Source organism: Streptomyces sp. SirexAA-E, from assembly GCF_000177195.2.
Classification (GTDB): domain Bacteria; phylum Actinomycetota; class Actinomycetes; order Streptomycetales; family Streptomycetaceae; genus Streptomyces; species Streptomyces flavovirens.
Genome location: NC_015953.1, coordinates 3,471,671 through 3,494,929 on the forward strand (window position 1 = coordinate 3,471,671; position 23,259 = coordinate 3,494,929).

Annotated in this window: 23 protein-coding genes and 1 pseudogene; 15 read left to right on the forward strand and 9 right to left on the reverse strand. The window is 66.4% G+C overall.

Annotation, left to right across the window (positions count from 1 at the left end; all coding sequences use genetic code 11):
- Positions 1-2 precede the first annotated feature (2 nt).
- Complete coding sequence (locus tag SACTE_RS15405; protein WP_014046957.1) at positions 3-383, forward strand: hypothetical protein; 381 nt, start codon at positions 3-5, stop codon at positions 381-383.
- A gap of 56 nt (positions 384-439) precedes the next feature.
- On the opposite strand, the pseudogene SACTE_RS15410 reads toward SACTE_RS15405, so the two are convergent.
- From SACTE_RS15410 to SACTE_RS15420, 3 genes and pseudogenes are all read right to left on the reverse strand, one after another.
- Positions 440-1,597 (reverse strand): annotated as a pseudogene (locus SACTE_RS15410) (tyrosine-type recombinase/integrase).
- Positions 1,597-1,815 carry a helix-turn-helix domain-containing protein gene (locus SACTE_RS15415; protein ID WP_014046958.1) on the reverse strand — a complete coding sequence of 73 codons (219 nt, stop codon included), beginning with the start codon at positions 1,813-1,815 and terminating at the stop codon, positions 1,597-1,599. The pseudogene SACTE_RS15410 and the gene SACTE_RS15415 overlap by 1 nt, the downstream one beginning before the upstream one ends.
- Positions 1,816-2,003: 188 nt before the next feature.
- A complete protein-coding gene (locus tag SACTE_RS15420; RefSeq protein WP_014046959.1) occupies positions 2,004-2,489 on the reverse strand; it encodes a helix-turn-helix transcriptional regulator in 486 nt (161 codons plus the stop codon).
- Between the two features lie 309 nt (positions 2,490-2,798).
- Between SACTE_RS15420 and SACTE_RS15425 the strand changes: the two genes are divergently transcribed.
- The 4 genes from SACTE_RS15425 to SACTE_RS15440 all read left to right on the forward strand — a co-directional run bounded on the left by SACTE_RS15425 (position 2,799) and on the right by SACTE_RS15440 (position 7,430).
- Complete coding sequence (locus tag SACTE_RS15425) at positions 2,799-4,025, forward strand: DUF3631 domain-containing protein (protein WP_026358977.1); 1,227 nt, start codon at positions 2,799-2,801, stop codon at positions 4,023-4,025.
- Between the two features lie 186 nt (positions 4,026-4,211).
- Complete coding sequence (locus tag SACTE_RS15430; RefSeq protein WP_014046961.1) at positions 4,212-4,985, forward strand: DUF2637 domain-containing protein; 774 nt, start codon at positions 4,212-4,214, stop codon at positions 4,983-4,985.
- Positions 4,986-5,208: 223 nt separating this feature from the next.
- Positions 5,209-5,733, forward strand: a complete 525-nt coding sequence (mobC, locus tag SACTE_RS15435) for a plasmid mobilization relaxosome protein MobC (protein ID WP_019992552.1) — start codon at positions 5,209-5,211, stop codon at positions 5,731-5,733.
- Positions 5,730-7,430: a hypothetical protein gene (locus tag SACTE_RS15440; protein ID WP_014046963.1), complete on the forward strand. Its 1,701-nt coding sequence runs from the start codon at positions 5,730-5,732 to the stop codon at positions 7,428-7,430. The genes mobC and SACTE_RS15440 overlap by 4 nt, the downstream gene beginning before the upstream one ends.
- 35 nt (positions 7,431-7,465) lie before the next feature.
- Here SACTE_RS15440 and SACTE_RS15445 read toward each other — a convergent pair whose 3' ends face one another.
- Positions 7,466-8,308 carry an NAD(P)-dependent oxidoreductase gene (locus SACTE_RS15445; RefSeq protein WP_014046964.1) on the reverse strand — a complete coding sequence of 281 codons (843 nt, stop codon included), beginning with the start codon at positions 8,306-8,308 and terminating at the stop codon, positions 7,466-7,468.
- A 295-nt stretch (positions 8,309-8,603) separates the two neighbouring features.
- On the opposite strand from SACTE_RS15445, the gene SACTE_RS15450 reads away from it, so the two are divergent.
- From SACTE_RS15450 to SACTE_RS15475, 8 genes are all read left to right on the forward strand, one after another.
- Positions 8,604-9,833 (forward strand): helix-turn-helix transcriptional regulator, encoded by a 1,230-nt coding sequence (locus SACTE_RS15450; RefSeq protein WP_014046965.1) that lies wholly within the window; start codon positions 8,604-8,606, stop codon positions 9,831-9,833.
- 283 nt (positions 9,834-10,116) lie between these two features.
- On the forward strand, positions 10,117-10,335 hold the full coding sequence (locus SACTE_RS15455; protein ID WP_026358976.1) for a hypothetical protein: 219 nt from the start codon (positions 10,117-10,119) through the stop codon (positions 10,333-10,335).
- A gap of 391 nt (positions 10,336-10,726) precedes the next feature.
- Positions 10,727-11,959: a hypothetical protein gene (locus tag SACTE_RS15460; protein ID WP_014046967.1), complete on the forward strand. Its 1,233-nt coding sequence runs from the start codon at positions 10,727-10,729 to the stop codon at positions 11,957-11,959.
- 106 nt (positions 11,960-12,065) lie between these two features.
- Positions 12,066-13,388, forward strand: coding sequence for a UDP-glucose/GDP-mannose dehydrogenase family protein (locus tag SACTE_RS15465; RefSeq protein WP_014046968.1), 1,323 nt, complete (start codon positions 12,066-12,068; stop codon positions 13,386-13,388).
- Positions 13,389-13,415: 27 nt separating this feature from the next.
- Positions 13,416-13,745 carry a MazG-like family protein gene (locus tag SACTE_RS15470; RefSeq protein ID WP_014046969.1) on the forward strand — a complete coding sequence of 110 codons (330 nt, stop codon included), beginning with the start codon at positions 13,416-13,418 and terminating at the stop codon, positions 13,743-13,745.
- Between the two features lie 307 nt (positions 13,746-14,052).
- Positions 14,053-14,793: a hypothetical protein gene (locus SACTE_RS34275; protein ID WP_141707994.1), complete on the forward strand. Its 741-nt coding sequence runs from the start codon at positions 14,053-14,055 to the stop codon at positions 14,791-14,793.
- A 254-nt stretch (positions 14,794-15,047) separates the two neighbouring features.
- The gene (locus SACTE_RS34280; RefSeq protein WP_014046971.1) at positions 15,048-16,352 is read left to right on the forward strand and encodes a hypothetical protein; all 1,305 of its coding nucleotides are present in this window, start codon (positions 15,048-15,050) and stop codon (positions 16,350-16,352) included.
- 250 nt (positions 16,353-16,602) lie between these two features.
- Entirely contained in the window at positions 16,603-17,763 is a 1,161-nt protein-coding gene (locus SACTE_RS15475) for a hypothetical protein (RefSeq protein WP_019992550.1), read from the forward strand.
- Positions 17,764-17,916: 153 nt separating this feature from the next.
- On the opposite strand, the gene SACTE_RS15480 is transcribed toward SACTE_RS15475, so the two are convergent.
- Positions 17,917-18,297 carry a hypothetical protein gene (locus SACTE_RS15480; protein WP_014046973.1) on the reverse strand — a complete coding sequence of 127 codons (381 nt, stop codon included), beginning with the start codon at positions 18,295-18,297 and terminating at the stop codon, positions 17,917-17,919.
- 494 nt (positions 18,298-18,791) lie between these two features.
- On the reverse strand, positions 18,792-19,781 hold the full coding sequence (locus SACTE_RS35070) for an HNH endonuclease (RefSeq protein WP_226995166.1): 990 nt from the start codon (positions 19,779-19,781) through the stop codon (positions 18,792-18,794).
- 364 nt (positions 19,782-20,145) lie between these two features.
- On the opposite strand from SACTE_RS35070, the gene SACTE_RS15490 reads away from it, so the two are divergent.
- Together SACTE_RS15490 and SACTE_RS15495 are read left to right on the forward strand one after the other, a co-directional pair.
- Positions 20,146-20,394, forward strand: a complete 249-nt coding sequence (locus SACTE_RS15490; RefSeq protein ID WP_014046975.1) for a type II toxin-antitoxin system CcdA family antitoxin — start codon at positions 20,146-20,148, stop codon at positions 20,392-20,394.
- The gene (locus SACTE_RS15495; protein ID WP_014046976.1) at positions 20,391-20,792 is read left to right on the forward strand and encodes a hypothetical protein; all 402 of its coding nucleotides are present in this window, start codon (positions 20,391-20,393) and stop codon (positions 20,790-20,792) included. Before SACTE_RS15490 ends, SACTE_RS15495 begins: the two co-directional genes overlap by 4 nt.
- Before the next feature lie 333 nt (positions 20,793-21,125).
- On the opposite strand, the gene SACTE_RS15500 is transcribed toward SACTE_RS15495, so the two are convergent.
- The 3 genes from SACTE_RS15500 to SACTE_RS15510 form a co-directional block, all read right to left on the reverse strand.
- On the reverse strand, positions 21,126-22,004 hold the full coding sequence (locus SACTE_RS15500; protein WP_226995167.1) for a hypothetical protein: 879 nt from the start codon (positions 22,002-22,004) through the stop codon (positions 21,126-21,128).
- Between the two features lie 250 nt (positions 22,005-22,254).
- The gene (locus tag SACTE_RS15505) at positions 22,255-22,527 is read right to left on the reverse strand and encodes a hypothetical protein (protein WP_014046978.1); all 273 of its coding nucleotides are present in this window, start codon (positions 22,525-22,527) and stop codon (positions 22,255-22,257) included.
- On the reverse strand, positions 22,524-23,252 hold the full coding sequence (locus SACTE_RS15510; protein WP_014046979.1) for a hypothetical protein: 729 nt from the start codon (positions 23,250-23,252) through the stop codon (positions 22,524-22,526). Before SACTE_RS15510 ends, SACTE_RS15505 begins: the two co-directional genes overlap by 4 nt.
- Between the last annotated feature and the right edge of the window lie 7 nt (positions 23,253-23,259).

The following is a 23,259-nucleotide window of genomic DNA, read 5'->3' on the forward strand; positions in this document are numbered from 1 at the left end:
TCATGAGATTCGGTCGAGCAAACGCTGGTGGTGGCACCAACGTCACCGGCAGCGGCAACCAGGTCAACACCGGCAGAGTCGGTGGTGACATGCGCCAAGTCCACGTCTCGGGGACCGCAGCAGACGACCCCAGGCTGCTGGCTGCACAGACCAGACTTGCCGAGCTGGTAGCTGCCCTCGACACATACGCAGACGAAGTGCACAGCATCGACAGTTGCCGCCAAGCCGTGGCCAGAATTGACGAGGAGCTACGGGAGCCGACGCCGGACGGGCGTCGCCTCACCGAGACCCTGGAGATGCTGAGCCTCGCGCTCGGGTCCGCCACGTCCCTGACCGCGCTCGCTGGTTCACTTCGAAGTGCGATCGAGGCACTTCTCGGCTGAAGACCAAGCGTCACCCCGCTACGTGGGCAGGGCCAGCAGGCCCTGCCCACGTCCAACTAATTCTTTCGTGGAACCGAGCGGCAGCGCGCTTCCGTCATTTTCCGACGGCCCTCCTTCACCAAGGCGTCGATGCCCGACGCGACCTCCCGCTGCCGCTCACCATCGGAGTGCTGCTAAATCAGCGCAGCCTTCTCCGAGGACTGGCCGGCGCGGACCATAGTGTCCTTGAGCGTGGCGCCCGACTGGGTGGACAGGGTGTGGCCGGTGTGCCGGAGGTCGTAGAAGCGGAAACCTTCCGGCAGGCCGACCTTGGTCCGAGCCCTGCGCCACTTGCGGCCGAAGGTGGACCGTCGGAAGGGGGCGCCCCTCTCACCGACGAACAGGAGCCCGTCGGGTTCCTTCTCGGCGTACCAGTCGAGGTGACGCTTCACCTCGATGTACAGGAAGGCGGGCAGGAAAACAGTTCGCCTTCCCGCGGCCGACTTGGTGTCGCCCTCAACGCGACGCCCGGTGGTCAGCTCGGGTGCAGCGTCCCGAACCTTGACCGAGAGGGGGTCGAGCGTGACGTCGGGCCGCCGCAGCGCCGCCTGCTCCTCCGGCCGCATAGGCCCGTACGCGCCGAAGTAGACCATCAGCCGCCACCTCGGCCCCACGACGTCGGCAAGCGCGTCAACCTGTTCGACGGTGGCCGTCGGGCGCTCCTTGGCCTTCTCGCTGCCCGCGCCCCTGATCCGGCAGGGGTTGCGGCGGATCAGCTCGTCGTCGGCCGCCGTCTCCATGATGGCCTTGAGAAGGCGGTAGGACTTGGCGACGGTCGTCGCACCGGTAGCCTCCAGCCGCTCGACCCGCCAGGTGCGCACGCCCGGCGGCGTGATGCCATCCAGATTCACCGAGGCGAATGCGGGCAGCAGGTGCAGACGCAGGAGCCTTCGGTACAGCTCCTCCGTGGTGGCGGAGAGCCCGCGTTCCTCGACCCACTTCATGGCGTACGTCTCGAAGTTGATCGAGCCGGCGTCGGGATCAACCCAGTGCTTGCGCTCGATGTCGGCCTGGGTGAGCGTGAGCCAGGTCTGGGCCTCGGTACGCGTCTCGAAGGTCTCCGGAGCGGTGCGACGGCTGCCGTCCGGAGCCCAGTAGCGCGTCTGCCACCGCCCCGACGGGAGCTGACGAACGGTGCCGAACTCGCGCCGCCGCTGCGGCTTACGGACGGCCATCAGGCTGCCTTCCCGAAGCGGGAACGCGCGTCACCGAGAGTCGGAACGGTGCGCTCCTCGATGTACGCGGCGATGGCGCTCTCGGGGATTCGTACGGGCTTGCCGAGCTTGACGTAGCGGATGCGGCGCTCCTGGATGAGTCGCCGGATGAAGCGCACGCCGGTGCCGAGGCGTTCGGCAGCCTGTTCCACGGTGAGGAGGGTGTCGGTAGTGGTCACCTCCCCCTGCGGTCGCGGGTGCGTAACGGGGGCGTGCGGTATCGCCGAAGGGCGCAAGTGAGTGCTCCGGTTCTGGCCGGCGGATGGGGCGGCAACCCCGGGCCTGGCCTCAGGTCGTTCAGGGATGGGATGGGCAGGACGGCCACAGCGGGGGTTTGCGTTCCCGCTGCGCCAGGTGATGTGGGCCGCTATGAGTCCGAGGCGGGCCCATACTCTTCGTTGCTCTTCATCAGTTCGGTAGCGATGGCGTTGGAGACCATCACGTCAGCCTCTTCGCGGATGTCCGGGTGGTCTGCGAGATAGGCGTCGAGCTGGTCGCGAGCCTTCCGCGCCTCGTGGTTGGCACGGTTGGAGGCTCTGTAGGCGGCGACGACGTTGTCGATCAGCTCCATGGCACGGCCCATGGTGGCCAGGCTGGGCGGCCCGACGAAGTTGCTGAGCGGGATGCCGAAGATCTCGGCGAAGCCGATGGCCTCATCGAGGTTGATCCGGCGCTTGCGGTTCTCGATGCGCCAGACTGCAGACGGGTTCATGTCGAAGCCGACGTCGTTCATGCGGTCGGACAGCGTGGTGGTGCTCCAGCCGCGTTTCTCGCGCTCCAGTTTGACCCGCACAGCAGCGTTCTCCTCGCCGCTGAGGAGCACGCCCTCAGGGCTTTCCTCGTCATCCGGCATCGCTCCCTCCTCCCGTTCGCTGCGTGTACCGCCGGTTGTGCGGCATGGAACAAGATTAGCATCCGTTCTGCGGATCGCATAGCGCTATGCGATCCGCATAGTCCGTGGTACTGTAAATCACCCCAGCAGACCGCACCGATCCGCTGAGGCATGCCTTCAACCAGCCCCCGACATACAAAAAGCCCCCCGGTGACCCAACACCGAGGGGCTCAGAGCGCAAACCTCATGCCGCCCATCCCTGAACGACTGACCTGCGAGGCCGGGATTGCCGTCCCATTGGCCCGCAAGCGGAGGAGCTACGTGTCCAGTATGGACGATCCCGCCCAGAGCACGCCATCCCTTCCGAACACCGCCGCCCTATGGCCGCCTGTGGCCATACCCGGGCGCCCCACCGAGCCCGTACAGCCGTCGGCGGAGGAGTCCGAACCTGCTCCGCCGTCCGAAGGCGAGGCGGTGCTCGCGGAACTGCGGGAGCAGATTCGCCGCTACGTCGTACTGCCGAGCGGGGAGGCATTCACAGCCGTGACCCTGTGGGTTGCGGCTACTCACTTGCAGACGGCGTGGCAGCACGCTCCGCGACTGGCCGTCGTGGGGCCGGCGAAGCGGTGCGGCAAGTCGCGGCTGCTGGACGTGATCACCGAGAGCGTTCACGATCCGCTGATCACAGTCAACGCGTCGGCCGCCGCGGTGTTCCGGTCGATCACCGCCACGCCGCCCACCCTGCTGGTCGACGAGGCCGACACGCTCTTCGGCTCCGCGAAGGTCGCGGAGAAGAACGAGGAGATGCGTGGCCTGCTCAACGCGGGGCACCAGCGCAACCGCCCCACCCTGCGGGTCTCCGGACCCAACCACGAGGTATCGAAGTTCCCCACCTTCGCCATGGCGGCCCTCGCCGGCATCGGCGACCTGCCGGACACGATCATGGACCGGTCGATCGTCATCCGGATGCGGCGCCGCAGGCCGGGCGAGAAGGTGGCGGAGTTCCGCACCTTCCGTGACACCCCGCCCCTCCACGCGCTACGTGACCGGCTCGTCGCCTGGCTGACTCCCCGGCACGCCGAGGCGATGGAGCTGACACCGGCCATGCCGGTCGAAGACCGGGCGGCCGACACATGGCAGCCGCTGGTGAGCGTCGCCGACCTCGCCGGCGGAGCATGGCCGGACCTCGCCCGCACCGCCTGCCAGATCATGGCCAAGCACGAAGCCGAGCACGACCAGGACCGCAGCAGCCTGGGCATCCGCCTCCTGGCCGACATCCGCCGCGCCTTCACCACCGAAGGCAACCCGCCGGCACTTCGCACCAGCCGACTCCTCGACATCCTCAACCAGGACGACGAGATGCCCTGGGCGGAGTACACCACCCACGGACTGACCCCTCGGGGCCTGCAACTCCTGCTCAAGGAGTACGACATCAGCTCGGTCACCCGCCGCTTCCACGGCAACGTCCAGGCCCGTGGCTTCACCCGCCTGCAGTTCGCCGACTCCTGGGCCCGCTACTGCCCCGAGCCCACCCCCGAAACGGCGACCGGGGCCTGACCCGGCACGACCCGTCACGACCCGTCCCCGCGCTGGTCAGCGCAGTGACGAGTCGCGGTCCGGTGACGAGTCGACTCGTCACTACCGCCGCACTCGTACCGGTCCTGACCAGGCACGCGACGAGTCGTGACGGGTCCCCCGTCCTCAGGGCCACCACAGCCGCACCCGCACTCTGGAGCATTTCCCTTGCCCTCCCCCGCCATCACCACGGCACCGTCTGCCCCGCTGCCACTGGCCACCGCGATCCGCACGGGCGTGTCGCTGCTGGCCGTGGCCGCCTTCGCCCTGTCCTACGACGCGCTGCGTCAGATGGCCGCCGCCAGCCACATCCACCGGGCGCTCACCTATGCCTTCCCGCTCGTCATTGACGGGTTCATCGCCATCGGGATCGGCGCCCTGCTCATCCTGCGGACCGCACCCCTGTCCGCCCGCCTCTACGTCTCTGCCCTGGTCGGCGTCGCCACCGCCACAAGCATCTGGGCCAACGTCCTGCACGCCGTCCGCCTCAACCAGCAGACCCGCCACACCAACCTCGCCCTCGACGACATCACCGTCGGAGTCATCTCCGCCATCGCCCCGCTCGCCCTGGCCGGAGCCGTCCACTTCTACCTCCTCGTCGCCCGACGCCCCACAGCCACCGACCGCCACAACAGCGGCGACCGCCACGAACCCCGCGCGGAACACACCATCGGTAAGCTCGCGCCACCACACGCCACGGACACGGACACCGATGTGCCGCAGCAGCCCGGTAAGCCGGGAGGCAAGCAGTCGAGCGTTTCCCTGGAGCAGGCCGTGGCCATCGGCCGCACGGCTCCCCTCGGACGAGGCGACAGCGTTTCCCGCCGCAACGTCGAGAAGGCGATCCGGGACAACGGATTCGGCATGTCACGCGCCCGCTTGGACAAGGTCAAGGACCTGCTGCAGGCCGAACTCGACGCCGTCACCACAAGCACCGACTGAACCTCGCACCCCACGTCACCCCAGCCCGTTCCTCCCATGAATCAGCACCGGAGGAACGGGCCCTCTCCCTCCACCACCGCTTGCAGGAGCCCTCATGCACAGGCCCGTCCGCGAGCCCTCGTCGGCGCAGCAGCAGACCACCTCCACCCCGGCATCAGGCGGAGCAAGGTATGGCATTGGACCGTCCACGGGCCGGTCCAACGCAGATGCCTCCGCCCCGGGGGTGGCGGAGGAGCTCGGGCGCCAGGGGGCGCCCGACCGGAACAAGCCCGTCGACACCACCACCCGCACCGTGCTGCCGCAGGGTGCCGCCGAAGCCGCCGCACTGCACCGAGTCGCCCGCCGCCGTCAGCGCAAAGAGACCCAGCGCAAGGAACGCGTGGACGTCCGCTACAGCACCGACGAGAAAACAGCGATCCTCACCGTGGCCCGCTCGCTGAACATCGCCGCCGCCCACTACGTCGGCGCCGTAGTCATGGCCCACATCCAGGGAGACCTCACGCTGCCTGGTCAGCGCACTCAGCTCGACGACTACATCGACGAACTCACAGCCCTCCGAGGTGAAGTCGCCAAGATCGGCCACAACGTCAACCAGATCGCCAAGAAGCTCAACTCCGGCGACCGTCCACACCCTGGGGACACCGCACTCCTCGACCATGCGGAACGCGTCCTCGACACGGCCGGCACCGCCGTCCGCCACATCGCAGCAGCCACCAATCAGGTTGCCGCCACAAAGGGGCCACGGTGATCGCGAAGATCAGCAGCGGCAAGAGCACAGCCGGCCTCATCCGCTACCTCTACGGCCCCGGCCGGGCCAACGAGCACACCGACCCGCACCTCGTCGCCTCCTGGGACGGCTTCGCACCCGACCCCGGCCGCACCGACGACACCGCCGCCACGAAGAAGCTCCTCGTGGCCGACCTCGACCTACGCGTCCAGCAGGCCAGGCGACTCGGCCGGGCCCCGAAGCAGCACATGTGGCACTGCTCCGTCCGCGCCGCACCCGGCGACCGCACCCTCGACGACGCCGAATGGGCGGACATCGCCCGCCGTGTCGTCACAGCGACCGGCATCGCACCGACAGACGATCCGGACGGCTGCCGATGGGTCGCCGTCCGGCATGCCGACGACCACATCCACATCGCCGCCACCAAGATCCGAGGCGACCTGCGCACCGCACGCCACTGGAACGACTACCTCACCGCCGACCGCGAACTCGCAGCCGTCGAGAAGGAATACGGCCTCTTCCAAGTCGTACGCGGAGACCGCACCGCCGCGAAACGGCCCACCCGCGCCGAGCAGGAGAAGGCCCACCGGACCGGCCACGACAAACCCGCCCGCGTACGCCTGCGCAGCCTTGTCCGCACAGCAGCGGCTGCTGCCACCACCACCGAGGAGTTTCTCGCTCTACTCACCCGCACCAACGGCGTCCTCGTCGAGGTCCTGCACTTCCCCTCCGGAGAACCCCGCGGCTACAAAGTCGCCCTGGAACACGACACGAACACCGAAGGAAAACCGGTGTGGTTCTCCGGCTCGACGCTGTCACCGGACCTCTCCCTCCCCAAGATCCAGAGCCGTCTCACCGCAGCAGACATCCCTGCCAGCAATCCCAACGGGCATCTACGGCCGCACCCGTGGCACCAAGCCACCGCAGCCACGGAGCGCATCCCTCACCACCTCGGCCGGCCGGACGCCGAAGCCGCCCAGGCCCACCTGGCCGCCCTCGGCGAAGCACTCGACGCCGTGGCCCTCACCGCACCACCGGACATCCGTAGTGAACTTCGGTCGGCAGCCTCTGCCTTCGAACGGGCAACCCGTTCACGTATCCATTCCGAACACCACCACGCCCGTGCCCTGCGCGGGGCAGTGAAATCTATGCTCCGCCAGCCATCACCCAAGGACGGAGCTCTCCTGGCGATGTTCCTCGATGCCGCGCTCTTGGCCGTCATCGCCGCCGCCCGCTGGCACGACCAACAACAGCACAACCAGCAGGCCGCAGCCGCCCACCAGACTCTGCTCCACCTCCGGGCCGCCTACGAGCGAACCTCATCCGGGCACCTGCTTGCCGCCGGCCAGCATCGACCACCTCAGAAGGTCGCAGTCCGGTACGCCCAGCTCATCCACCAGACCGCCCCCGCACACGCTGACCAAATCCTCGCCGACCCCGCCACCGATGCGCTGACTGCCGCCTTGGCCGCCGCGGAGACCACAGGCCACGATCCTCGACGCCTGTTGCAGCAGGCAACGGACGAACGCGCCCTCGACGACGCCCGCTCCCCAGCACGCACACTGGCCTGGCGCGTACAACGGCTCTCGCAGAGGCCCGCTCCAAGCCGGCAAGCTCAGGCGGCACAGGCACGCAGCAGCGTCCTACGCCCCGTAGCTCTCCCGCAGCCTGCGGCACCGGCCACACCCACCGCTACCTCTCGGCCTCGGCGGAGGTGATCAGCCCTGGGTGGGCACCCTCAGCAGCAGCGAGGTCAAGTCGTTCTTCCTGACCGGAGCTGAGAGAGGACCTGCGCGACCGGCAATTCGTACTGGTCCTTGTCCTGTTCCCAGAACGAAAGGGCCCGAGCCGTGGCCTCGGCCATGTCGGCGGGCAGGTCGGCCGCCCGGAGGGTATCGGCGACCTCTTCCATCTCGGGCGCCCAGCGCCAGGCCCTGGCAGCCACGCTCGGCAGGTATCCCGGATCGGAGAGGATCGCAGAGACCATGACCTCGGCTTCAGCTGTGAGCTGGTCGCCGACTCCGTGAGCGTGTGCGAGCGCGTGGGAGACCGCTGCGAGAGTACGAGCGGCCTTCTGGTAGCTGGCAAAGGCCATCTTCAGGGCGGAAGCGGAACCGATGGCCTCGCCTGCCCGGCGCACATCCAGCGAGGAGTTCGCGAACAGCGGCTCCACCAGGTCGACGGCGGGGCCGGCCCCAGCGAGATAGAGCCGTGCCGTACGCCCTTCACCTGGCGGCGGACCGAAGACGGCGCCGTCGACGACCTCGGAGCCGGGACGGATTTCCTCGGCGATGCGCTGCACGCGCTGCGGGCTGATGGCATTGGCATCGACGTACGCCCCAGCGAAGGCGTGCGCAGCCACTGCCGCTGCCACGTTCTCCGCCGCCTGTGGAGGGCAGACCGAGAGAACGACGGTGCTACGGGACAGCGCTTCCGCAAGGGAGTCGCAGGCCATGGCTCCGGCCTCCCTCGCGCGTCGCCACGTGTTCTCGCTGCGGCCCTTGGAAACCCACAGCACGTCGTGGCCGCCGGCGACAAGCTCGGCGGTGACCGCCGCGCCCATGGATCCCGGGTGCAAGACGGTCACGACGGTCACTGGCTGCCTCCGGCGAAATGCGACGTGGTGTGTTCCTCATCAACATGATCCGCTGCCGTAGCAGCAGCGACGGAGAACTCAGCACCAGGCTCGGACGAGCCGGCGCCGATAAGGCAGTAGTTCCCCTGCCTCGTGTCGGCCCTTCATGGCGAAGCAGGGAACACAGCTGTGGCACCCCCTGTCCCGGCAGCTCGACTCACGCGCAAGCCGCGTCATGGGTACCGTGCTGGAGACGAACTCTGTACGGACAGACCGGCGATCGCGCCGGATCGTCCGGCGGCCGGGAGGTGTCCTGATGCTGGAGGAAGCCGAGGAGATCGGCAAGCGTGCCCGCAGGGCGAGGCTGCGGTTGGGCATGCCGCAGGCCGACCTGGCGACGGCCCTGGGGAAGTCGCAGGGCTGGGTCTCGAAGATGGAGCGTGGCCTGATCGAGCTGGACCGGGTCGGGCTGCTCAACCAGGTGGCCGCGGAGCTGCACGTCCATCCCAACGACCTGATCGGACGCCCGTACAGCAGCTCACCCGACGACAACCAGTGGCAGGTTGCCGCCTCGTCGATCCTGCGCGAGCTGCGCCGCTACGACCTCGTCCCCGTCTTCGACGGGGCTCCGCGGCCCGCATCACAGCTGTGGCGTGAGGTGACCCGGCTGCACCGCCTGCGGGACACCGCTTCCAACGTGGCGATTCTCCGCGTTCTCCCGGATCTGTTCCGCGAGGCGCGCGCCCTGGCTGAGGAGTCGGAGGGGCACGAACGGGAGGAGGCGTATGCCATCTACGCCGTGTGCTGCAAGTTCGCACACACCGCCGCCCACTCCCTCGGGCACCCCGAACTGGTCGCCATGGCCTGCGAGCGGGCCGCCTGGTCAGCCAGATTGTCGGGAGATCCGGTGCTGCCCGCCGTCGCCGACTGGATGAGGGTCTGGGACATGTGGGCGACGGCTGACTGGGCCGACGCTCTGACACTCTCGGACAAGGCAATCACCTCGGTGGAGCAGGAGTACGACCGTGGTGAGCCGCTGGCCGTGCGGGCCTGGGGCACGCTGCAGCTACGGGCTGCGGTCTCTGCCGCCCGAGCCGGCCGCGCCTCGGAGGCCGAGGACCGGATCGGACACGCGAAGGCTGCTGCCGAGCGCATGGACGCTTATGTCGGGGCACCGGTGTACGACCGGCATTCGCTGACGTTCTCCGCCGGGAACGTGCAGATCCACGCGATCAGCGTGGCCCTGGAGATGGGCAAGCAGGGCAAGGCGCTGGAGATAAACCGCCGTACCAGCCCGGGACTGGTGGGTTCGCTGCCCAACTCCCGTCAGGGACACCACCACATGGACGTCGCGCGCGCCTGGCTGTGGGACGGGAACCGGGGCAAGGCCCTGGCCGAGTTGGAGACAGCCGAGCGGATCGCGCCCCAGCTCGTACGGAACCACCCCATCGCCCGTTCGACGCTTCGCAGCATCGTCTACGCGGAACGAGCAGCCACGCGCGAGAAGCTGCGGCGCATGTCCGACCGCTTTCACCTGGACGGATAGGGGTCGTATTCCTCCGGCTCATATTCGAGGGTTGCCCTGTCCCTAACTTCAGGGCATGACGCGACGACGTTCTCCCCACCTTCCCTCGCAAGGATCCGGGTTAGGTACCGCAGCTCCCTTCGTTCCCCAGCTTGGCGACCTCGCCACCGACAGCGCCCGCGAGGACCGTGTGGGGGTCGTGGTCGCTCTCCCCGGTGAGGGCTCCGCCACGACCTACCACCTGCGCCCACCCGGGGGCGGGACCCAGTGGTCCGCGCCCGCCGACGGGACGACGCTCAGGCCCGTGCCGGTGAAGGCCACCCACGCCACGCTGCTGGCCGGCCGGGATGCGGTCTACGACCCGAGGGCCCGGCAAGGGTCGGTCCCCGTCGAGTTCCACTTAGATGACGGCTCGACCCTCAATGGCGCCCTCATCCTCACCACGGCAGAGCTGGAGCGGTTGTACGCGCAGACCAGCCGCCTCTTGGATGCACATGAACGCGCCCTCGGCGGCACCTCGTGACCGGGGCGCGGCGCCGCCATGCCCGAATCGCCGCGTCCACATCCGCACAGGCCGGCCACGGAGGTCGAATCGCGCTCACGTTTCTGGCCGTCGCCAGCCTGGTCGGCCCGGCCCGGGCACTGCGTGAGCACGCTGGCCCCCTCCTTGAAGGAGCAGGCCAGCGGCTCACCGTCGTCGCACCGGACGCCGGTCTGCCCTCCGACCGCTGAGGCCGCTCCCGGCACCGCCGCCGTCTGCCCGCGCTCGACCGTCGGAGCCTCCCACGCTGCTCTCTCGTCGAGCGGCGCTGAAGAACCGCCCCGCTCAGCGCGGCTTCGGCTGCCCGGAGCGGGACGACCGGCACCTCGTCAGCCATCTGGAACATCCACGCGTGATTCCCCAGGGAGGGATCATGGACATCCCGTACATCGTCATCGACCAGCTCGTCCCCGACCAGCAGCAGGTCTGGAAGACGTACTTCGGCGACGCCGACCGCCCCCGCTACATCGAGGAAGGCATCTGGCGCCGCACCCAGGAGAAGGCCACCGCCGGCCAGTCGGGCTGGGCGGCCTCCGACGACGCACGGCGGCGGATCATCCACTACCGCTACCGGTACGGACTGGTGCCCACCACGGCTGCGCCGGCCATCGGCTTGACTGACCTGTACCTCTATCACTCCGCATCTGCCCCGGCCGACGAGGTCGCCGCGCACCACGACGCCCTGTGGGATTCGCTCGCCGCTGGCGGCTGGAAGGAGGCTCCCGGTGGATTCTTATGGACCAGACGGGATCTGAAGTGCCGGATCACCGAGCACGACGTCCACCCCCAAGACGCTGCTGCGGGCCGCGTCCTCCCAGCCGGCTACCGGAGCCTGGACGTGCAGATCGCCTCTGTGTCCTACGCGCCGCCGCCCGCTGTCCGGCAACTGCCGTGGAACGTGCTCTCCACCGGAATCAGGTTCAAAGACCGACCCGGCACGCCGGCCCGCGTGCCGGACCTCTCCGTCCTCGCGGACATGCGGCCGTTCCAGGTGGAGATCGGATGCGGTACGTCGGTCGAGGCGGGCATCCCGCCCCTGCACCGGCTCCACGAGATCTACCGGGTCACCGACCGCCAGGGCCACGAGCCGCGGGAGCACCGCTTCACCCTCTCCCCGACAGCGGACACACTCCTCCATGAGGTGCTGACGGAGCCGGAGGAGAAGACAGCGGAATTCGTGGAAATGTTCCGTGCCTGCTTCCTGGCCGAGCCGACCCCAGCCATGTGGGCACTGAAGGAACTGAAGGACGCCGGGCACCTCGTCGGTCCGGTCATCACCAACAACTTCGACGTGCTCGCCGCGCGTGCCGGGCTCGACGAATGCTTCATGCGCCGCTACGACCAAGCCGTACCCGACGTCGAGTGGGTCGACGGCGCCAAGGCACTCCTCGTCGTCGGCCTCCACGCCGACCGACGCAAGGTCCAGGCTCGCGCCCGTGCCCGCGGCATGCAGATCGTCTACCTGGACCCGGAGGGCTTCTGGCACGACGGCCAGTTCATGCCTTACCCGCTGGAGGGGCCCCAGGACGGCGACCTGGTGTGCCGGGCAACCGCCGCTGAGGCGCTGCCCGCACTCGTCAATCTCCTGAAGCAGCACGCTGGTTGATTCACCTGCACGAAGAGGGCCGCGCTGGGTTGTGGCGCTAGCGTGACGCACCCGGCCGGCCCGGACTCCTCGGGCGGTCGAAAGGCAAGGAAAGGAGCGTCGGCCCATGCGCGTATCCGTCATCGGCTGCGGTCATCTGGGCATCCCCCACGCCGCTGCCATGGCCGAGATCGGCCACGAGGTCATCGGCGTGGACCTGGACCAGGCGAAGATCGACCGCCTCAACGCCGGCGAGTGCCCCATCTACGAGGAGGGACTGCCCGACCTCCTCACCACCCACACCGCCACTGGACGCTTGCGGTTCAGCACCAGCCTCAAAGAGGCGGCCGAGTTCGCGGACGTCCACTTCCTCGCCGTGGGCACGCCCATCGACGCGGACGGACGGAGCTACGACACCGGCCAGGTCTTCGGCGCCGCCCGCGCCCTCGCCCCGCACCTCACCCGCCCGACCGTGATCATCGGCAAGTCCACGGTCACCGTAGGAACCTCCCGCGACCTCGGCGCACTCCTCGCGCGCCTCTCCCCGGCCGGTGAAGACGTAGAGGTCGTCTGGAACCCGGAGTTCCTGCGCGAGGGCCACGCCATCGACGACACCCTGCGCCCCGACCGGATCGTCGTCGGCGTCCCCTCGGCCCGCGCGGAGGACGCCGTACGCCAGGTGTACGCACCTCTCCTGGCGAACGGGATCCCGCTGTTCGTCACCGACCCCGCCACCGCCGAACTCATCAAAGGCGCCGCCAACGCCTACCTCGGCATGAAGATCTCATTCATCAACGGCGTCGCCGACATGTGCGCCGCGGCCGGAGCCGACGTCCAGCAGCTCACCGAGGCCATCGGCCTCGACCCCCGTATCGGCCGCGGCGGCCTCAACGCCGGCCCCGGCTACGGAGGCGGCTGCCTCCCGAAGGACGTCCGCGCCTTCACCGCATCCGCCCGCACCCTCGGCGCTGCCGAGGCAGCGACCATGCTGCGCGCGGCGGAGGAGGTCAACGAATCCCGCCCCACCGCCGCACTGAAGCTCATCGAGCAGACGCTCGGCCGCCCCGTCGACGGCGTACGCATCACCGTCTGGGGCGCCTCCTTCAAGGCAGGCACCGACGACGTCCGCGAATCCCCGGCCCTGGCGATCGCCGCCCTCATGCACCAGCGCGGCGCGACCGTCACCGTCCACGACCCGCACGCCGTGCCCACGGCGCTACGCCGGCACCCGGAGCTCGACTACGCCGAAGCCCTCGACAATTCCGTCCAGGGCGCCCAACTGATCGTCCTGGCCACCGAGTGGCCCCACTTCCGAGAGGCCGACCCCAAGGCCCTCGCCCCCCTGGTCGCGGCCCCGGTCCTCGTCGACCTCCGCAACCTCATCGACGCCGACGCCTGGCGCATGGCCGGATGGACCGTACGCCAGCTCGGACGACCCGCACAGGAATAGCCGAACCCATCGACCCGGAGGTCCGCCATGGACACCCTGTGGGACAACATCGAGAAGCTCTCCGCCGTCTGCCGAGCGGCCGGCGCCCATCTCCCCGACGAGGAGCTCAAGGCTCTCCAGGTCGGCAAGGTCGCCGAGGAAGCCGGCGAGGCCATGCACGCCCTCCACGGCCTAAAGGGCCTCACCACCTGCAGCGACGACCACACCTGGTCTGAGGTCCAGAACGACCTCGTCGGCGCCGTCATCGCCGCACTCCTGGCCATGCACTACATCGACCCCACAGGCGCCCGCGCCGCCTTCGACAAGATCCTTCATCGCAGGACGCGCAGAGGCCGCGAGGCCGCTGCTGTGGCCTGAGGGCCTCCAGACGTGGCCGTCGACCACCACTCCAGGTGAGCGCAGTCGACGGCCACGTCCGAAACACAACCTGCGGCATGCACCTGCTCCCAGCGCGGTAGAGCTTCCCCACTTCATCAAGGCACTCAGCTCTTGCCGCTCCCACGCTCCTGCCTCCGGCCCGCTCGCGCGGCCTCGGTGGACAGGCCGGAGGGCATGAGACAAGAACGAAGCCTGCGGCTTCAAGACATGCCTCCGGCGGAGGCGCTCAGACTTCGGGATGGGAGGGGCGCCGTTCGCGAACGGCGCCCGGAGCGTGGTGAGCGGCGTGGGCTCCCAGGTGAGTGGTGGCAAGGGGGGTGATGAGGCAGCAGCCGTTCGTCACTTCAAGATTTCCCGACTGCCCGCGCTGCACCAGGAGCTACGGCATGATGCGCGTGTGGAGATTGCCAGACTGGTACTCGATTACCTCAAGGTCCTCATATGGCCGGCCGCGACTGTCGCGATCGTCTACGGGTTTCGGAGCCAACTAAGCGACCTGATCCGGAGAGTGAAAGCTTTGAGCGCGCCCGGTATCGACGCTGAGTTCTCCGGAGAGATCATCGAGGCCAGCACAGACGCAGAGGTGGCGGTCCTCAACAACGAGTCCGCAGGGGGCGAGGTGCCCGATCAACGAGGTCCCGGCGAAGAGCCCACGGAAGCTGCCGATGTTCGGATTCGCGTCGTGAGGGTGGACGAGGAAGATCGGCTGCTGTCCTATGCTCGGCTGCAGCCGGAGGCGGCGGCTGTCGCTGCATGGTGGTTCGTCGAGGCAGAGCTTCGACGGCTAGAAGAAGTGGAACTTGGGGTGTCCGATCGCCGCCCCTTGCCCATCACGCGGGTAATTGATCGCCTGAACCTTCCACAGAACATCAAGATCTCAATTCTGGAACTGAGCAAAGTGCGTAACCGGGCTGCACATCACATGCCGCTCAACCTAAGCCCGGAAGCCGCACGCGCCTATGTGAGCAGTTGCCGAGAGATGGCTGATTGGCTACAAGCGCGGGGACACCAGCAACCACTGTTTTAGTTGGGATGGGTGGCAGACACAAGCGCCTGTCAGGATCAAGCTGTGAACGAGCCTTCGATGCCCGCGAGAGAGCTACAGAACGGAAGGGGCCCGGGCCCGACCTGTGCCGGCAGGGGAACCACGGCGCCAAGGTGAGCCCTGGACTCCCCCATGGCGCCCATCTCCGCATATCTGCGGCTTCACCGTAGGTATCGAAGTGTTGCATTCGAACAATACCGCTTGACGCGCCAGACGCCTATCATCAGAATGATCAGATGGCCGACTATTCAGGGATCTACGTAAACGGCAATGCGATCTTCACTTACCGAAACGAACGCCACCACGAACTAGAAGATTTCTTCACTTCAGCGGACGCAGTGTACCTTTCCGGAGAGGACGCTCTGCCATACTCATCGGCCTGGCATGCTGGAGTTATCGATTGCGAAGTTGACGAGCTTGAAGTTTATGGTTTTATCGCAACGGCGGCTTGCCTCAAGGATCGATTGAATACCTTGGGGTTCGGTCAAGGGCTACTTCGGAGCGGCGTGAACAGACTACTGAAGGAGGAAGCCGAGTCTTGCACTAGAGCTTTGGACTACTGCGCCGAGCAAGGTTTGAATGATGAGTACGCGAAGGAAAAGCGCGATGAGCTGGATACATGGCTTAGTTTGGATTTCGAGTCATGGGCGACGCAAGTCGCCACTTTCATAGAACAAGAGGAGGTGAGTAGACCAGATTTTAACCCGCTTACAATTTTCAACGGGGCGGACTCGCGACTACTCTTGCGGGCCTTGGTGCAAAATTTCAGGGACGACGATGTACTTTTCTACGATCTGACCGATTATGTCGTCGACAGCGGGCCGGATGATATTGACACCGACTGGCTACCGGTGTGGCAGCTTGACGCTACTCCCCCTGTCGTGATCACCGAGGGAATCTTCGACGCAAAAGTTCTACGAAGCGCCCTTAAGCTACTAAAGCCGGAGTTGGCGCCCTACATCCGCTTCCTGGACTACAGCGTGGGGAACGAAGGTGGCGCAGCTGCTGCAGTGAAGACGCTGAAGAATTTTGCGGCAGCCGGTATCGCTCATCGCATTGTAGCAATATTCGACAATGACAGTGCCGCGTACGAAGCTGTGCTTGGCCTGCGGCCCGATTCCCTTCCCGAACACTATGGCGTTATGCATTACCCTGACTTGCCGTTGGCAAACGCCTACCCCACACTAGGGCCGCAAGGGGACTCGGTGATGAACGTAAACCGACTGGCTGGCTCGATTGAGCTCTACCTAGGAAAAGATGTATTGGAATCACCGGATGGGATTCTTGCCCCAGTCCAGTGGAAGGGCTACATGAATAAGGTCCGCGCCTACCAAGGTGAAGTGACGAATAAGGCTGCATTGCAAAGCGCCTTCCGTGCCAAACTTGAGGCGGCAGAGAATGATCTCTCCATGATCGAGTCTCAAGACTGGTCTGGCATACACCTTATTCTGGACGCGTTGCTCGACAAGCTCAGCAGCTTGCCGGCCGCTCTCCCTTACAATCCTCCGCTTACGATCGCTGATTTCATGGGCGAGCCTTAGAGTTTCCGCACAACTAGCAACTTCTTGGGCTTAAGTGATCACCGCTCCCTAGACGAATCGGTTGCGGATGTCTCCGAGATTGGGCTCATCGCCCTCGTTTCCGCCACCACGTCATCTCACCACGCACCCCGAATCCTTGCGAGTGCTCTCCGGCAGTTACCGGGAGAGTGCGTCGATGCGCTATCGATCTGGCTCCGCTTCGCGAATCCGGGTCTCACCTACCGACCGGAAGCACTCCGCGTGCGTGCGAATGGGTGACGATGACGCCGTGATCGTGGACCTGAGCAACTACGAGCTGGTGTGGCCGACAGATCTCTTCACGTCGGAAGGAAAACGCATCCTGAGGACGCTGACCGCGCCGTGGGAGGACCGCGCGGAGTGGCTCCTGACTGAGGCACTGGTCGGGTCAACAGCCGTGACGGACTTCCGGGAGGTTGAGGCTCCCCGTGACCCCTGGGGGGCCACACGGGAAAGCCGATCCAGGAGAGGAACCCGAGAGGACTGGTTCTCGGAGCTCATCAGCCGCGCTTCGGAGATCCGGCCCGCGGTCGCGCCCCGGCCGTACTGGCCGCAGCGACGGGGACGCGGCTTGTCGGCGGACGGGATCACCCCACGAGATGCCCGCCGTGAGTTCGCACGAATCGTCGCAGACTTCGCGGAGAAGGGCTACCTGGCTGAACAGTTCGGCGAGGAGTGCGTCGACGGACGGGACGACCTGCCCGATGCCTCTGCTGTAATCGCCCGGCGCCTGGGCATCCCAGGGTTGTGGCCGCTCACCCCGACAGTCTGGGACGAGGACATCTTCTACGGCCTCATCGAGGTGTTCCATGACCTCGTCAGCCGTCCCCGGCTACGACGCTTCCATTCCTATAGCGGGTGTGGCTGGCACCACTCGGAGTTCCACAACGGCCCTGCCCGAGTCCTCTATCGCGCGAAGATCAACGAGCTGCTGCTCGAAGTCGACGCAGGGTACGAACTCGCCGCTGAGGGGGAGGATCTGGGCCGGCTCGTGGCAGTCACCGACGACGCACGCAGCCTGCTAGTGCACCGCGTCCTCAACGACAGCCCTCCAGCCGTCGCCGCCCGCGTCCGTCACGCCATCGCACTCTTCCGCGCCCGCGACGCATCCCTGGAGAGCAAACGGTCGGCGATCGTTGCGGCCGTCGGCATCCTGGAGGAACGGCGCGGCCTGATCCGTGATGAACTCGGGAAACCCAACGACGGGGACCTTTTCAAGATTGCCAACGGATTCGACCTGCGCCACCGACGCGCGGGCCAGCTCACCAACTACAACGACGCCTTCCTGGACTGGATCTTCTGGTGGTACCTCGCCACCATCGAACTCACCAACAAGCTGATCGAAGCAGCAGAACCCCCGAGGACCGGCACGGCATCTGCGCCTCCCTTCTAACCTCGAAGTCTCGTGACAGTCCACCGCGCGGTGCGATATACACCCCCGCGATCCTCCGCCCCGTGCATAATGCGTCGCTGTGGTCGCCCAGTAAGGCCAGTGCCATCGAGCCGGGCAGCAGCACTCGGAAACCCGTCCATCTCACCTGGGCTATCAGGGACCCGGCTTGAAAAGCTCAAAGACGGGCAGGTAGCGCGCCCAGTTGCTGCCGAAGAAGGCCATGAGGATCAACACAGCCCAAGCGGTTTCGGCGGCAACTGTCGCCATGTCTGGAAGGCCAAGGAAGGCCAGCCCAACGAAGCCTCCGGCGATCAGCACAACTGCGATGGCTACCCGGAGCACCTCTCGGTCGCGAACCGGCTTCTTGCCCTCCAGTAAAGGCTTGGGGAGAAGTGCTCCGATGTGACCATCCACGTGTTGCTCAGCGATCGTCGCAGCCAAGCCGGCGATCTCGCTGAGCGCCTCCGCATGGGGACTGTGATCGAGGGCAGCCTCCGCCTCGCGCAACTTGGCCACCACCTGGCCCGCGTGCACTTCACCTCCCGCCGACGGGGCGAAAGGAAGGCGACGGCTCCCGAGCGGCGATGCGCCCGCATCACGACCCCTTCAAGACGACGCAGCGCGACCCCAACCGCGAACAGCTTCTCCACACGCCGAGCGTGGCTGGCTCCATACGCTTCCGCACAGGCTCGAATCGTTGCCTTGCACTCCAAGGTGAGCTGGTTACGGACGAATGGAACACTCGCGCCTCTCGTCTTCACACACAGCTTCATGAGCAACGCGACCGAGATTGCCCAGGCCACTAACCAGCGCCAATGCGGGTCCTGATCGCGGTAAAAGACCAGCACGATCACGAAGTACGCGACCACAATGTAAGCGAGCATGCTCGCAGCAAGCATGAATATGAACCACGGGGCTTCCGATGCGGACGCATGCCGTAGAGCAATCCTCATTCGCGGTGGAATGGGCCACCATCCATAGCCCAGCCGATCGAGGTCAGAACGAAGTTCTGCTCGCACTCCGCTGCTTTATGGGGTGGCCCGTATGACTCGGCCGACCTCGCCCTTGACCCTCCTTAGGGCGATATCATAGGCCCAGGCGTAAGTGGAAACCTTTTTATCGATGGAGAAGTGCCGCCCCGTTGCCCCGTCCAGGACGCGATGGAACTCATCCATCAGATCCGACCAAGCCACCGATTCAAAATCGCCCTCTGTCCAACCATAGAGGGATTTCAACTCCTCCTTTACGTCCGAGAAAAATGACAAAGGTTCGCGGGTTTCCTTTCCGATCCGGACGTTATGGCTCCGCAGGAGCTTCTTCACTTCCTCCGGTGCGTCTACCCATTTGTCAGGACTGTCCCTCAGTTCTGCATAGTCGACCCAAGCCCAGAAGCTCTCCGCATCAGCCACGTCCGGAGCCTCGGCGTGATGCCCCGGGCAAAGCAGCGCAAAGTTCCTGACATCCATGGAGCCTCCCAGCGCACTGGGGACGACGTGTGCACGCTCTACGGGCTTCCGCCAACAGACGAGGCAGGCAGCCTCGTCCAGGCCAAGATATTCAGCGATTGCCCGGACAGATGGAGCCGTCTTCCGAACAGTCGGTTCCTTCTCGCGAGGTTGAATCGCCAGCGATCTGGCATCATAACCATAGTTACTACCATCATCCGGATGCGTAATCTGCAGAATATGAGGGAGATCATTGCGTTGCTTACGCGGGTTCCGCACGCACATGAGGGGAGTGCTAATCTCTGTGAGATAGTCCCCCAAGTATCCGAGTGCGAAATCTTTAATCAATTCAAAGGCATCATGATCGTATCCGCCAGCCCCATTCCTATGGCCTTGGACATCAATATAGAGAAATCGGGGGGCACCTGGCGAGGCTTTCTCCGCTTGCTTAACGCACTCGAAGATACGAAGAGCACTTCGCTCAAAGTTCTCATACACCTTCATATCATGGTAAATCGCGACCCCTTTCTGTGCCTTCTTCTTTCGCGTCTGCTGCCGCGTCTTCCTCGCCATGCTGCCCCCTAGGCCTCACCGTTCCGACAGGGAGCATGGCAGACCGCACTGACATCCAGAGGCCGAATTTGACCATGCCGTGCCCGATGCGGTAGCGGCATGCAGCTGCATCGAACCAAAAGGCACTCGAAGCATGGGGCCACGACATCCCCGCCCATGAGCCCTTCTAGGGGAGCTGTGGAACTGGCAGCCCCATAGCGATGGCCGTGGCGATCTCGAACCGCTCTTCTGACCGATACGCACATGGCCCACGGGCGGGTACCCCCAGCGCCGGGAAGCCGTCCCTCCAGTCGCGGGACCTTGACCGGCACGGTCAGTGCCGCAAACTCAAGCGCTCTCGCGCATACTTCAGTATGCTCGACATATGTCCTCCACGACTCGCATCACCGTCACGCTCCCCAGCGATCAGGTGGCGGAGCTCCGCAAGCTCACGGACAACGTCTCCGGCTATGTAGCGGAAGCCGTGGCCCGCCAGATCCGGCACCAACTCCTGGGCGACGACCTTCGCCGGCATGAAGAAGAGCACGGACGCTTCAGCGACGAGGAGCTCGCCGAGGCCCACTCGAAGATCTTCGGTTCCGCCGGCACATCCAAGGGCGCGGACGCCGCGTGAGCGAGCGCATCGAGACAGTCGTTCTGGACTCGGAAGGGCTCTCCGCCTGGATCGCCCAGGACCGCAAGTTCCTCGCGATGCTGCAGGTCTTCCACGAGATGGGAGCCGACCTGATGATCGGGGCCAACACCATCGTGGAAATCACCCACTCCCGCACCAACATGCCGCGCCTGAACTGGACCCTGTCCCGCGTCAAGGTGGAGCCAGTCACCGAACAAGCAGCGAAGGCGGCGGCTGAGCTCCTCAAAGTCGCCGGGCTACACGGGCACAAGTACGCCATTGACGCCACGGTCGCCGAGGTCGCCCTCCGCCAGCCGAAACCCGTCGCCCTGGTGACGTCCGACAGCGACGACATGACCAAGCTCTGCGGCAGCCGAGTCCGCATCATCCCCCTCTGACCAGCCCGCCCGCCCGGAGCACGCGTCGCACTGCCAGCTCTCGTGCCCCATCCGTGCCCAGCAGAGCGGACAACAGCGGTCAGATACGGCTCCCAGAGACCGTGAGCCATCCACCTGCCCAATCCGAAACCGCAGGTCAGGGCTGCTCCAACAGCGTAAGAACCGTTGATTCCCAAGCTCAGAGCGCGAGTTCGATTCTCGTCACCCGCTCCACGAAAAAGCCCCAGGCCAGCGGCCGGGGGCTTTTTCTTATCTAGACCTTTCAAAACGCTGCGGCATTTTTCGTGCCAGAACGACGAGCTCCCAAGCGCGGGCGGCGGGACCTGTAGAGGCTCAGGACTCCCTCAGCTCCATAGCCCGGCCCCTCAGTTCGTCCAGCACGGCAACGCTTCGGAAAATGGTCTGAATGGACGTGTTGATCTGCCGGGAGGGGCGGCGCAGCTGACGGCTGGAGGAGCCAAACATGCTGATCACTGCCATGACCTCACGGAAGTTGCCCGCTGCACCCTGTGCTTCCTCGGCGGCCGTGCCGACCTGCTCCAGCACCTCCTCCGCGCCCTCAGGCCATTCTCGGCGCGGCGTGCTCGCAGCCCATTCGAGGAATGCCCGGAACGCTTCGACGTTGGTCTCCATACGCGCCGCGAACCGCTCGGCCGCCGCCAAGAGGTCTTCGGCCGGCCCTTCGATGGCTTTGGCCAGGCGGTTGATCACGGCCATCCGCTTGTTCATCGAGGCCCCGGGGTGGCTGACACGGGCCATTTCCTCGCCGATCAGCTCCATCATCTCCCCGAGGTCCGTCAGGGCGGACTCCACGTCGGCCATGTCACCGGAGATGGCCTCAAGCTGCGCTTCCGCCTCGACGACCAGATCAAACAAGCCGGGGGAGTCATCGTCGCCCCCTGCGACAGGTGCCGGACAGATCCCGGGAGACGCCTCTTTGGGAAGCGACAGGACGCCGTCCCGGCCGAGCGCCTGCGTTAGTGCGCCCGTCAGTTGCCGCAGGGCGGTGGCGGTGTCGGCAGGTGGTGACGGGAACGGGATCCGAAGCGTCGTTCCGGAGCCCAGGGGCTGTTCGGTTCCGTCCGTGACACGGACGGTGCACCGCCCGAGGGCCTGTCGCGCTGCGAGGACGGAGGACAGCTCCGTCCCCGATCCGCCGAGGTCGGCGACGACCACGTCTGCTTCGGTGAGCATACGGTGCAGTTGGTCCATGGGCAGGCCGGCCTCCGTGAGCCAGTCCGCTCGTAGGAAGGTGATCCCGAGCTGAGCACATACGGGACGCACGATGTCCTCGCAAAGGACGGTGTACCGAGGCTGTTTGGCCGGCGGGAATGGACCAGGAGGGTCGACGGCAGCGGTGGTCCCGCAGATGGCGAGGCAGGTGGGCATGGCACGCTCCTTCACAGTGGTCGGGTGGCCCGGTCGGTGGCCGTACCAGGCACCGACCGGGTGGAGAGGGAGGTCAGTCGAAGAGAGTGAGCGCCACTCCGTCTGCGACCTCGTCGGCGAAGACCGGGCGTTCCTCGATGCCCAGCGCGCTCAGGAGGTCCACGGTGAGCACGCGGTGGCGTCGGCCGACGCGCACGGTGGGGCACGGGAAGGACTCCTGGGCGACCAGCCGGTAGGCCGTACCCAGGCACATTCCGAAGGCGCTGGCCGCCGTTCTCAGATTGACGCTGACCGGGAGGTTGAAGATCTCGCGGAAGGTGAGGGGTGTCACGACGCGGTCGGTCATCCGCTCCTCCGTACGCGGCGCAGGGAGACAGTGGCAACCTGGCGGCCCCGGCCCGAGAATCCGACGCTCGTGGCGGTGTCGGCCGCTCCCCAGGTCCGGGCCAGGGCGCCTAGGCGTACGCCCTCGACCCGGTGAGCGGGAACGGTGATCCGCACCGTGGCCGAGAGCCCGGGACGGCGTGGGACCGGGTCGTAGTCCGCCTGCCAGCAGTCCGCCGCCTCCGCTTCGACGGGGGCGCCGCCGGCCCGCTCCACGTCTTCCGCGGGCTCCTCGAGGCGGGCGTGGCGCCATACGCCGTACACGCGTGAGCAGGCCGAACGCAGCACCGCACTGCCAGGGTCGGGGTCATCCGCCGTCAGACCGGCCAGCGCTTCGAGGTAGCAGGTGATCAGTTCGGCCTCGACGTCGCCCCGTTCGGCGCGGAAGCGCCAGGTGATCTTGTAGGCGGTGCGCCGGAGCCCCGGGAGTCCCAGCCACACGACGGCCTCCGGCCAGTCGGTCCCGACGGTGTCTGAGCGGACGCGCTCCGCGATCTGGTGCCACAGGCTCGCGCGTGCCTCGGGGTGGGCGGAGCGGTCGTACAGCAGTTGACGGGCCCGTACCAGGGTCAGGGGCACGTCGGCCTGTTCCGATCCGTCGTGGAGACGTAACGGGGGCGTGGGCTCACTGTCGGCGCAGCGACGCTCAACGGCGGCGAAGATGCCGGGGTGTGGGGGAAGTGACATCGGTCCT